This window comes from Motiliproteus sp. MSK22-1 (assembly GCF_001968815.1).
Taxonomy (GTDB): Bacteria; Pseudomonadota; Gammaproteobacteria; order Pseudomonadales; family Balneatricaceae; genus Motiliproteus.
Genome location: NZ_MIEQ01000016.1, coordinates 1 through 319, shown reverse-complemented (window position 1 = coordinate 319; position 319 = coordinate 1). Strand labels below are relative to the sequence as shown.

Here is a 319-nt window from a genome sequence, read left to right as displayed (position 1 = left end):
GACTGAGACACGGCCCAGACTCCTACGGGAGGCAGCAGTGGGGAATATTGGACAATGGGGGCAACCCTGATCCAGCCATGCCGCGTGTGTGAAGAAGGCTTTCGGGTTGTAAAGCACTTTCAGCGAGGAGGAAAGGGTGTAGATTAATACTCTGCATCTGTGACGTTACTCGCAGAAGAAGCACCGGCTAACTCCGTGCCAGCAGCCGCGGTAATACGGAGGGTGCAAGCGTTAATCGGAATTACTGGGCGTAAAGCGCGCGTAGGTGGCCTAGTCAGTCAGATGTGAAAGCCCCGGGCTTAACCTGGGAACTGCATCT

General features: G+C 55.5%; 1 rRNA gene. It reads left to right on the top strand.

Annotated elements, in window-relative coordinates:
- Positions 1–319, top strand: a 16S ribosomal RNA gene (locus BGP75_RS00620); the annotation flags it as partial.